The following is a 9042-nucleotide window of genomic DNA, read 5'->3' as shown; positions in this document are numbered from 1 at the left end:
ACGACGACTGAGACGACGACCGAGGTTCCGGATCCGGTGAGTACGACGGTGACGGAGTCGGTTCCCACGACGGTGACGACGACTGAGCGTGAGACGTCCACGGTGGTGCCCGATCCGGTGAGTACGACGGTGACGACGACTGAGACGACGACCGAGGTTCCGGATCCGGTGAGTACGACGGTGACGGAGTCGGTTCCCACGACGGTGACTTCGACTGAGCGTGAGACGACCACCGTGGTGCCGGACCCGGACGCAACAACGGTGACTTCGACTGAGCGTGAGACGACCACCGTGGTGCCCGATCCGGTGAGTACGACGGTGACGACGACTGAGCGTGAGACGACCACCGTGGTGCCGGATCCGGTGAGTACGACGGTGACGACGACTGAGCGTGAGACGACCACTGAGGTGCCGGATCCGGTGAGTACGACGGTGACGACGACTGAGCGTGAGACGACCACTGAGGTGCCGGACCCGGTGAGTACGACGGTGACGACGACTGAGCGTGAGACGACGACCGAGGTGCCGGACCCGGAGACAACGACGGTGACGGCGACTGTCACATCTACTTCGACAGCGACGGAGACGGCTACAGCTACGGTGACCTCGACGGCAACGTCCACCGCGGTGACGACGACCACCGTGACCGAGTCCGCTGTGACTCAGATCCTGCAGCCGACCACATTCACGGCCGCGCCGACGGCGACGTACACGACGTCGATCGCGTTCCCCAGTACGACCGTGGACGTCACTGTCCCGCCGGTGACCGCTCCGGTGACGACGACGGTCCTGGTGACCGACGTCGCTTCCGGCACGACGAGCGTCATCGCGGCGCCTGTCGTCATGGTGCCGCCGGACGGGAGCGGAACGGGTTCGTTGGCGGGGGGAAGCATAGGCTCGATCGTCGAGGGGTCGCTCGGCGACGACGGGTCAAGTGGTGGGGGATCGCTAGCGAACATCCTCGGCACGGTCTTCGGTTCGCTGGACGAGGGCGCTGCGGGTTCGGTCGAAGGCTCGCTCGGTGAGGACGCGCTCGGTTCCCTCGTGGGTTCGGCGGGTCCGGTTGATGCAGGCTCGGTCGAGGGAGTCCTCGGTTCCACGGGCGGGGTCAGCACCGGGTCACTGGCCCTAGGCTCGGTGGGCCTGGCAGCCCTTTCTGTCGGTAGCGTCTTCTACGCGGTCAATTCCGGACTGATCCCGCTTCCCCCGGGCGTCGAACTGCCGCAGATCGTCCTGCCGCCGCTACCACAGGTCGGCGTACTGCCCGCCGGAAGTTTCGGGGCCGTCGGTGCGGGCGCGGGGTCCACGACCACATCCGCTCCTCCGCCGGCCCCCGGCCCGGAGCTGACGAACGGTCGCGGCTGATCATCGGTTGAAGTCGAGCAAGTACGAAACGAGGGCCCGTCTCCCTGCAGGGAGACGGGCCCTCGTTGTTGCCGCGTGGTGGTCCACCGGGGCCGGGGACGCCGAACGCCCGGCCGGAGGGGTCCGGCCGGGCGTCGGGCGTGGGCGCCGCTAGTGGCGTCCGGGGTCAGGTCCCGGAGGTCACTCCGTGGCGCCACCCATCATGCCCGCGAGGCTGCCGAGCGGGTCGCCGCCCATTCCGCCGTCCTCGTCGCCGCCCATGGCGGAGGACAGCATGCCGAGGGCGTCGCCGCCCAGGCCGGACAGCGAGCCGGTGAGGGCCTCGGCCGGGTTGCCGACGATCAAGGGTGCGTCGATCGTGGGCTCGTCGTCCGAGCCGCAGAAGCTGACCAGGGCGTAGACGTTGGACGGCACATTGGTGGCCGTCACCGTGCGGGACGGGGCGACGGCCGGAACGAGCGACACGAGCGGGGTGCCGAGGTCGCCGGGGAAGACGATGAGGGAGTCGTTCTTCGTCAGGGTCGCGAGGAGGGCCTGAAGGCCATCGGCGTTGTCCGCGTTGGCGAATGCCGCGGTCAGTTCGGGGACCGCGGAGGTCGGGGCCAGGAGCGCGCCGCAGGCGTCGCCGAGCAGCTGACCGGCCTCGAGCGTGAACGTCACCGAGACGGTGTTGCCAACGACGGTGTTCTCGGCGGTGGTCGCGGAGGCGGCGCCGGCGCCGGCGAGGGTGAGGGCGGCGGTGGCGCCGAGAACGGCGGCGGTGCGGAATGCGGTGCGAGGGGTGGTCATGAAAGTCCTCCGGGAGGGGTGGCGGGACGGACCCGCGATAGCGGGAGCGTTTCTCAGGATATGCCAAGGGTGTTCTGGGGGTGGGCTTATCGGAGGAAAACACACGCACCCGCCGGCCGGGTGGGCCGAGCGGGTGCGTGAGTGGTGCTGGTGAGTGCGTGTTCTCAGCCGAGCGCGCGCAGGGCCCCCAGGCGCTCGAGCGCCTGCGACATGATCCGCTGGATCAGCTCGTCGCAGCTGGGCAGGTCCTCGATCATGCCGACGACCTGGCCGGATGCGAGAACCCCGGCGTCGGTGTTGCCCTCGACCAGACCGGCCTTGAGAAGCATCGGGGTGTTGGCGGCCATGACGATCTGCTGCCAGGTGCGGTCGGAGGCCTTCTTCATGTTGAGGCCGTCCTTGGCGAGCGCCTGCCACTTCATGCCCGTCATGGACTTGAACTTGTTGGCGTTCTGCACGGCTGCCAACATCCCCTTGACGGGGCTGCCCGACTCCAGCGCGTTGACCAGGCCGGTGCGCAGGACGCGGTGTGGCATGCCGTCCACGCGGGTGGATACGACGGTGTCCTGCAGGCCCTTCTCCAGGTACTGCCGCTTGACGGCGTCCGGAACCTGCGAGTCGCTGGTGAGAAGGAACCGCGTGCCCATCGCGACGCCGGCCGCGCCGTAGGCCAGCGCGGCCACCAACCCGCGGCCGTCGAAGAAGCCGCCGGCGGCCACCACGGGGATCGAGGTGTTCCCGGGGCCGCCGAGGGCGTCGATGACGCTCGGGAGTAGCAGCGTGGTGGCGACCGGGCCGGTGTGTCCGCCGCCCTCGCCGCCCTGGACGATCACGGCGTCGGCGCCCCAGGAGGCCACCTTGACGGCGTGCTTGGCGGCGCCGATGGAGGGGACGACGACGAGGCCGTTCTCCTTGAGTCTGGCGATCAGCTCCGGCTTGGGCGCGAGCGCGAACGACGCGACCCTGACGCCGTGGCGGATCAGGAGCTCGCACCGCTCGGCGGCGTCCTCGGCGTCGGCCCGGAGGTTGACCCCGAACGGCTTGGTGGTCAGCGCCTTGGTCCGCACGATGGCGCTCTCGAGCTCCGCGTACGTCATGGTCGCCGAGGCGATGATCCCCAGGCCGCCGGCGTTGGCGGTGGCGGCGGTGAGCTCGGGCCCGGAGACCCAGCCCATACCGGTCTGGACGATCGGGTACTCCACACCGACGAGCCGCGTGAAATCGGTCGACAGCGTGGCCGCCCGGCCGCTGGTCACCTTGTCGTCGTCGCGCTGGTCCTCACTCATCGCGCCTCCTCCGAGGGCACCTCACGGTTGCGGAATCCGCGGGGGTCGATCACTTCCCGGATGAGGCGCAGTTCCTCGGCGGAGGGATCGCGGGTGACGCCGGCCTCGGCCAGGCCCTCGATCTGGAAGCCGGTGTTGGCGGCGACCTCGTCGGCCGTGACGCCCGGGTGCAGGGTGAGCGCCCGCATGGTGTGTCCCTCGCCGCCGAAGTCGAACACGCCGAGGTTCGTCACCACCCTGGGGATGTGGTGGAAGCGGAACGCGGGATCTCCTGGCGTGTAGCGGTCGTAGCCCACGCCGCAGACGATGTCGACCTTCTCGGTGAAGACGCGGCTCGAGTGCCGACCCACCCAGTAGCTGGTGGCGTGGTTGATCGAGTTGCCGGGGGCGCCGCGGAGGCCGAACATCTGCCGGCTGGGCTTCTGCAGGTCGTCGCCGAAGGCGGAGAGGTTCTGGTTGCCGTACCGGTCGATCTGGTTGGCGCCCATCACCACGTGCCGCGTTCCGGCCTGGAGGACGTCGAAGACGCGGGGGAACGGGATGTAGCCCTCGAAGTCGATGGTCTTGCCGAGCGGCGGAGTCTGACCGAGGAAGCGGTACTCGCCGTCGGTGATGAGCAGGTCCGGCTCGGTGGTCAGCCGCGCGAGGCGGGCACCCACCGTGGCCATCGGGGTCATGGGGGAGGCGAAGATCTCGCCGGCGCCGGCGAAGATCTCGGCGCACGCGATCGCGCAGTACTCGGCCCTGGTGACGGACTGGCTGGTGGTGGACTGGCCGTTGACCTCGGACATCACTTGGCTCCCTTCTCCGCGGCGGCGGCGGCCTTGTCGGCCGCGACCTTCTCTGCGAAGGCGGCGACCGCCCTCTGGTAGTCCTCCTCGGACCCGGACAGGAACTCGGAGACGAACGCGTCCCACGACTCGTCGGTCTTGGCGGAGGTGGCGTAGTGCCGTTGGAACGACTCGTCCCGGCCGTAACCGCCGGCAAAGGTGAAGTGCGCGCCGTTCGGGGCCTCGGAGACCGAGTCGACGAACATGCGGGAGAGCAGCATGCGCTGCGGGCCGACCTCGTTCATCAGGGCGTCCGCGGAGTCGACGACCTCGTCGACCTCGAGCAGGACGGTGTCGGCGGACATGGCGAAGAGGTCGTCGAAGTACCCGTCGGCGCCCGTGAACGCGGCGTTGCCGTGCTTGTCGGACTTGTCCAGGTGGAGGAGCGCGGCGTCGAGGCGCAGCGCGGGCATGGCCACCAGGGTCTCGGTCTTCCCGTCGACCAGGTAGGGCGAGTCGACGGTCTTGAGCTCGTCGCCCCAGAAGCCGAACACGTCCGAGCCCAGCCCTGCGCGGGTGGGCAGGAACGGCAGTCGGTGCGCGGCGGCGGTGAGCCCGGCGCGGACCATGCCCTCGTCCATCTCGCGGGCGATGATCGCGCCCTCGGTCCGGCGGCGGGAGAACCACGGGTCGTAGAACGGCGCCGAGTCCAGGGAGACGAAGCCGTAGTAGGCCTTGGCGACCTTGCCCGCGGAGCAGAGCAGGCCCAGGTCCGGGCCACCGAAGGTGACGACGGTGAGGTCGGTCAGGTCCTCCCGGCGGAGGATCGCCCGGACGAGCGCCATCGGCTTACGCCGGGAACCCCAGCCGCCGATCCCGATGGTCATGCCGCTGGAGAGTCGTCCGACGGCCTCGTCGAGACTGGTGCGCTTGTCGCGCGGGGTGGGGGTCACAGTCACTTGTTCTCGCCCGTCCTCTCGGATCGATTGTCGCTGGCTCGCTTGTCCAGGTTGGTACCGGTCTTGACGAACTCGTCCCGGTGCTCGTCGGACACGCCGGCGAGGTTGAGTTCAAAGGTGAAGCCCTGCTCGATGCGGTACGAGGTCTTCACGTCGACCGGGTCGATGTGGTTGATGGCCTCCTTGGCCGCGCGGATCACCCGGGTGTCCTTGGCGGCGATCGTCTCCGCGAGGCCGCGGGCGGCGGCGTCGAGCTGGTCGCGGGGGACCACCTCGTACACCGTCCCCCAGTTGTGCAGCTGCTGGGCGGTGACCTGGCGGGAGGTGAAGTACAGGGTGCGCATCATGTGCGGCGGGACCATGCGGGCGAGGTGGGTGGCCGCGCCGAGCGCGCCTCGGTCCACCTCGGGCAGGCTGAACACCGCGTCGTCGGAGGCGACGATGCAGTCCGCGTTGCCCACGAGGCCGATGCCGCCGCCCACGCAGAACCCGTTGACCGCGGCGATGACGGGGACCGCGCACTCGTAGACCGCGTTGAAGGCCACGTAGCAGCCGCGGTTGGCGGCCAGTAGGTGGTCGAAGCCCTCGAAGTCCTGCATCTCCTTGATGTCCACGCCCGCGTTGAACCCTCGGCCCTCGGCCCGGAGGATCACCACGTGGACCTCGGGGTCGCGGCCTGCGGCGAGGATCTGCTCGCCGAGCTCGAACCAGCCCGCAGAGGGGATGGCGTTGACGGGGGGATAGTCGACCGTGACGGTCGCGATGCCGTCTGCGCCCTTGTCGACGATGATGCCCATGGTGCTCCTTCTCCTCGCCACCGCTGACCTGGACGGCCCGGCGACTAACCAAACGCTTGCTTGGTACGCTAGCACGCATGGCGAACATCGATCTGGGTCTGTCGGGGAAGGTCGTCCTCGTCACGGGGGGCGTCCGAGGGGTCGGGGCCGGGATCAGCCGGGTCTTCCGGGAATGCGGCGCCGTCGTCGTCACCTGTGCGCGGCGACCCGCCGACCAGGGCTCCGACGTGGCGGACCTGGAGTTCCACCCGGTCGACCTCCGGGATCCGGAGGCCGTCCGCGCGATGGTGGACGCGATCGTCAGCAAGCACGGCCGTCTGGACGTGGTGGTCAACAACGCGGGCGGGGCCCCGTTCGCCCTGGCCGCCGATGCCAGCGCCAATTTCCACGCCAAGATCGTCGCCCTCAACCTGCTGTCCGCGCTCACCGTGTCGCAGGAGGCGCACCGGGTGATGACCGCCGCGGGTTCGGCAGGCGGCGCGACCGGCGGGGCGATCGTCAACATCTCGTCGGTCTCGGGCCATCGCCCGTCACCGGGGACCGCCTCCTACGGCGCCGCCAAGGCCGGGATCGACTCGCTCACCCAGTCACTGGCCGTCGAGTGGGCGCCGGCGGTGCGCATCAACTCCGTGGTGGTGGGCCCGGTCAAGACCGAGCTCGCCGAGATGCACTACGGGGACTCCGACGGCGTGGCCGCCGTCGACGCCACGATCCCCATGGGCCGGATGGCGGACCCGCGGGACGTCGGCCAGGCGGCCGCGTTCCTCGCCTCCCCGCTGGCCGCCTACATCACCGGCGCGGAGCTCCTGGTCCACGGCGGCGGCGAGAAGCCGGCGTTCCTCTCGGCGTCCACCGCCGAGAACAAGCACTGACACCTACATCCGCAGTGCGGCTCGCGCCGCGCTCATCCACGTACAGGCACCACTGACTCGAGGAGAACTACATGGGAATCTGCGACGGACGCGTTGTGATCGTCACCGGAGCCGGCCGGGGAATCGGCCGTGAGCACGCGCTCGCCTTTGCCGCGGAGGGCGCCAAGGTCGTGGTCAACGACCTCGGCGCCGGGCTCGACGGTTCGGACGTGGGGGAGTCCCCGGCCGAGCAGGTGGTGGCAGAGATCCAAGCCGCCGGTGGCGAGGCCGTGGTCAACGGGAACGACATCTCCAGCTGGAACGGGGCCAAGGAGCTCGTCCAGCAGGCGATCGACCACTTCGGCGGGCTCGACGTGCTGGTCAACAACGCCGGTTTCCTCCGCGACAAGATGCTCGTCGGGATGGGCGAGGACGACTGGGACAACGTCATCAACGTGCACCTCAAGGGGCACTTCGCCCCGCTCCGGCACGCCGCCGAGTACTGGCGCGCGGAGTCGAAGGCCGGGCGCCCTCGCGCGGCCCGGGTCATCAACACGTCCTCGGGCGCCGGCCTGTTCGGCTCGGTCGGGCAGGGCAACTACGCCACCGCCAAGGCGGGGATCGCGCTCCTCACCATCCAGACCGCGGCCGAGATGAAGGGCTACGGGGTCACCGCCAACGCCATCGCCCCGGCGGCTCGCACCCGGATGACCACCTCGGCAGGCGAGGGCATGGCGTCGCAGATGGCGGCTCCGGAAGACGGGTCGTTCGACGCGATGGACCCGGCCAACGTCTCGCCGCTCGTCGTGTGGCTCGGCTCCACGGAGTCGGCGGACGTCACCGGCCGCGTCTTCGAGGTCGAGGGCGGCAAGGTGACCGTGTGCGACGGCTGGCAGCGCGCCGCCTCCGAGGACAAGGGTGCCAAGTGGGCGCCCGCCGAGCTCGGGTCCGTGGTTCCGCGTCTGCTCGCCGAGTCGCCGGATCCGGTCCCCGTGTACGGCGCGCGCTGAGTTACTGAACAGCTGAGTCACTGAGGCGCTGAGTCAAGAAGCGCTGCGTCACTCCCCGCCGCCTCCCCTGCGAGACGAGAGGAGCCCCGCACCGTGACGGTGCGGGGCTCCTCTCGTCGATACCCGGTTCAGGGCCGGGAGTCAGGCGATCAGTTCGCGGGCGCCGGGCACCGCTGGGCGTCGACCGAACCCGCTCCTGCCAGCTGGTCGACCTGCGCCTGCGGCAGGTCACACACCGTGGGGAGCGGGGGCAGACCGGGCATGGGCGGCAGGGCCATGAACGCCACGCCGCCGTTCATCGCGGTGCCGGCGAGGGCGAGCGTGCCGCCCAGCGACAGGACCGGCAGCAGGGCCATCGCCGAACCGGACTCCCCGGCCAGGCTCGCCATCCCCTCGAGCGAGCCCATGTTGGTGGAGAACGTGCTCATGAGGGAGCCGTTCTCCAGCGATCCGGTGAGCGCGGTGAGCGAGCCGTTGACCTCGGTGAGCTCGCCGAAGGAACCGGTGAGGACCTCGGCGCTGCCCCCGGTCGACCCGGTGAGCAGGTCCGAGCTCTGACCGGTGGAACCGCCGTTGCCGGAGAGCGACCCGTTGATCTCCTCGATGGAGCCGGACACCGTCTCGAGGAACCCGCCGCCCTCGGCCAGTGAACCGATGATCGGGTCGGCGGAGTTGCTCTCCACCGAACCGGCGAGCGTCTCGGCCGAACCGTTGGTCAGCGACCCGGCGATGCCGCCGCCGACCTCCCCCGCCGAGCCTCCGATGCCCTTGGTCGATCCGTCCGGGAACTCGGCCGACAGCGCCGGGAGCTCCGCGGAGCCACCGAGCAGGTCGAGCTCGGTGGACAGCGGCTCCATCCCCTTGGAGCCCACGTCGCCGGAGCCGACGAGGAGCTCGGTGGAGAGGGGCTCCATGCCCTTCGACCCCATGCCCTCGGAGCCGGTGAGCGGAGCGAGTTCGGACGACTCGAAGCCCGCCGATCCGCCGAGGAGGTTGAGCTCGGTGGACAGGGGTCCCATGTCGTCCGAGCCCATGCCCTCGGAGCCGGTGAGCGGAGCGAGGTCGGACGAGTCGAAGCCCGCCGATCCGCCGAGGAGATTGGTGGACAGCGGCGCCATCTCGTCCGATCCGACGAGCGGCCCGACACTGAGAGCGGGCAGGGCCGCGGAGCCGCCGAGGAGGTTGGTCGACAGGGGCGCCATGTCGGTGGAGCCG

Annotated in this window: 10 protein-coding genes; 3 read left to right on the top strand and 7 right to left on the bottom strand. The window is 70.1% G+C overall.

The features are described from left to right. Window positions 1-641: hypothetical protein (locus tag R4P08_RS14780; RefSeq protein WP_317814653.1), on the bottom strand; the 641-nt coding region annotated here is incomplete at its 3' end. On the opposite strand from R4P08_RS14780, the gene R4P08_RS14775 reads away from it, so the two are divergent. Continuing rightward, complete coding sequence (locus R4P08_RS14775; RefSeq protein WP_317814652.1) at window positions 628-1365, top strand: hypothetical protein; 738 nt, start codon at window positions 628-630, stop codon at window positions 1363-1365. The two genes, R4P08_RS14780 and R4P08_RS14775, sit on opposite strands and share 14 nt — an antisense overlap. A gap of 180 nt (window positions 1366-1545) precedes the next feature. On the opposite strand, the gene R4P08_RS14770 is transcribed toward R4P08_RS14775, so the two are convergent. The 5 genes from R4P08_RS14770 to R4P08_RS14750 form a co-directional block, all read right to left on the bottom strand. Continuing rightward, window positions 1546-2154 (bottom strand): hypothetical protein, encoded by a 609-nt coding sequence (locus tag R4P08_RS14770; RefSeq protein ID WP_317814651.1) that lies wholly within the window; start codon window positions 2152-2154, stop codon window positions 1546-1548. Window positions 2155-2318: 164 nt separating this feature from the next. Further along, window positions 2319-3440, bottom strand: coding sequence for an NAD(P)H-dependent flavin oxidoreductase (locus tag R4P08_RS14765; protein WP_317814650.1), 1122 nt, complete (start codon window positions 3438-3440; stop codon window positions 2319-2321). Next, window positions 3437-4231 (bottom strand): CoA-transferase, encoded by a 795-nt coding sequence (locus R4P08_RS14760; protein ID WP_317814649.1) that lies wholly within the window; start codon window positions 4229-4231, stop codon window positions 3437-3439. The genes R4P08_RS14765 and R4P08_RS14760 overlap by 4 nt, the downstream gene beginning before the upstream one ends. After that, window positions 4231-5097, bottom strand: a complete 867-nt coding sequence (locus R4P08_RS14755) for a CoA transferase subunit A (RefSeq protein WP_411741216.1) — start codon at window positions 5095-5097, stop codon at window positions 4231-4233. The genes R4P08_RS14760 and R4P08_RS14755 overlap by 1 nt, the downstream gene beginning before the upstream one ends. Window positions 5098-5165: 68 nt before the next feature. After that, window positions 5166-5966 (bottom strand): enoyl-CoA hydratase family protein, encoded by an 801-nt coding sequence (locus R4P08_RS14750; protein ID WP_317814647.1) that lies wholly within the window; start codon window positions 5964-5966, stop codon window positions 5166-5168. Between the two features lie 77 nt (window positions 5967-6043). Here R4P08_RS14750 and R4P08_RS14745 point away from each other — a divergent pair, with 77 nt between their 5' ends. Beyond that, entirely contained in the window at window positions 6044-6838 is a 795-nt protein-coding gene (locus R4P08_RS14745; protein ID WP_317814646.1) for an SDR family oxidoreductase, read from the top strand. Window positions 6839-6909: 71 nt separating this feature from the next. Further along, complete coding sequence (locus R4P08_RS14740; protein WP_317814645.1) at window positions 6910-7827, top strand: SDR family oxidoreductase; 918 nt, start codon at window positions 6910-6912, stop codon at window positions 7825-7827. Between the two features lie 149 nt (window positions 7828-7976). Here the strand turns inward: R4P08_RS14740 and R4P08_RS14735 are convergent. Further along, the coding region (locus R4P08_RS14735; RefSeq protein ID WP_317814644.1) for a hypothetical protein at window positions 7977-9042 on the bottom strand (1066 nt) is incomplete at its 5' end.

It is taken from the genome of Rhodococcus sp. IEGM 1408, from assembly GCF_033142235.1.
Classification (GTDB): Bacteria; Actinomycetota; Actinomycetes; order Mycobacteriales; family Mycobacteriaceae; genus Dietzia.
This window is presented reverse-complemented; position numbering and strand designations above follow the sequence as displayed.

Excerpts from the sequence above, each read along its gene's own strand:
- R4P08_RS14770 (WP_317814651.1), bottom strand. The coding sequence starts at position 2,154 with ATGACCACCCCTCGCACCGCATTCCGCACCGCCGCCGTTCTCGGCGCC.
- R4P08_RS14765 (WP_317814650.1), bottom strand. The coding sequence starts at position 3,440 with ATGAGTGAGGACCAGCGCGACGACGACAAGGTGACCAGCGGCCGGGCG.
- R4P08_RS14760 (WP_317814649.1), bottom strand. The coding sequence starts at position 4,231 with ATGTCCGAGGTCAACGGCCAGTCCACCACCAGCCAGTCCGTCACCAGG.
- R4P08_RS14755 (WP_411741216.1), bottom strand. The coding sequence starts at position 5,097 with ATGACCATCGGGATCGGCGGCTGGGGTTCCCGGCGTAAGCCGATGGCG.
- R4P08_RS14750 (WP_317814647.1), bottom strand. The coding sequence starts at position 5,966 with ATGGGCATCATCGTCGACAAGGGCGCAGACGGCATCGCGACCGTCACG.
- R4P08_RS14745 (WP_317814646.1), top strand. The coding sequence starts at position 6,044 with ATGGCGAACATCGATCTGGGTCTGTCGGGGAAGGTCGTCCTCGTCACG.
- R4P08_RS14740 (WP_317814645.1), top strand. The coding sequence starts at position 6,910 with ATGGGAATCTGCGACGGACGCGTTGTGATCGTCACCGGAGCCGGCCGG.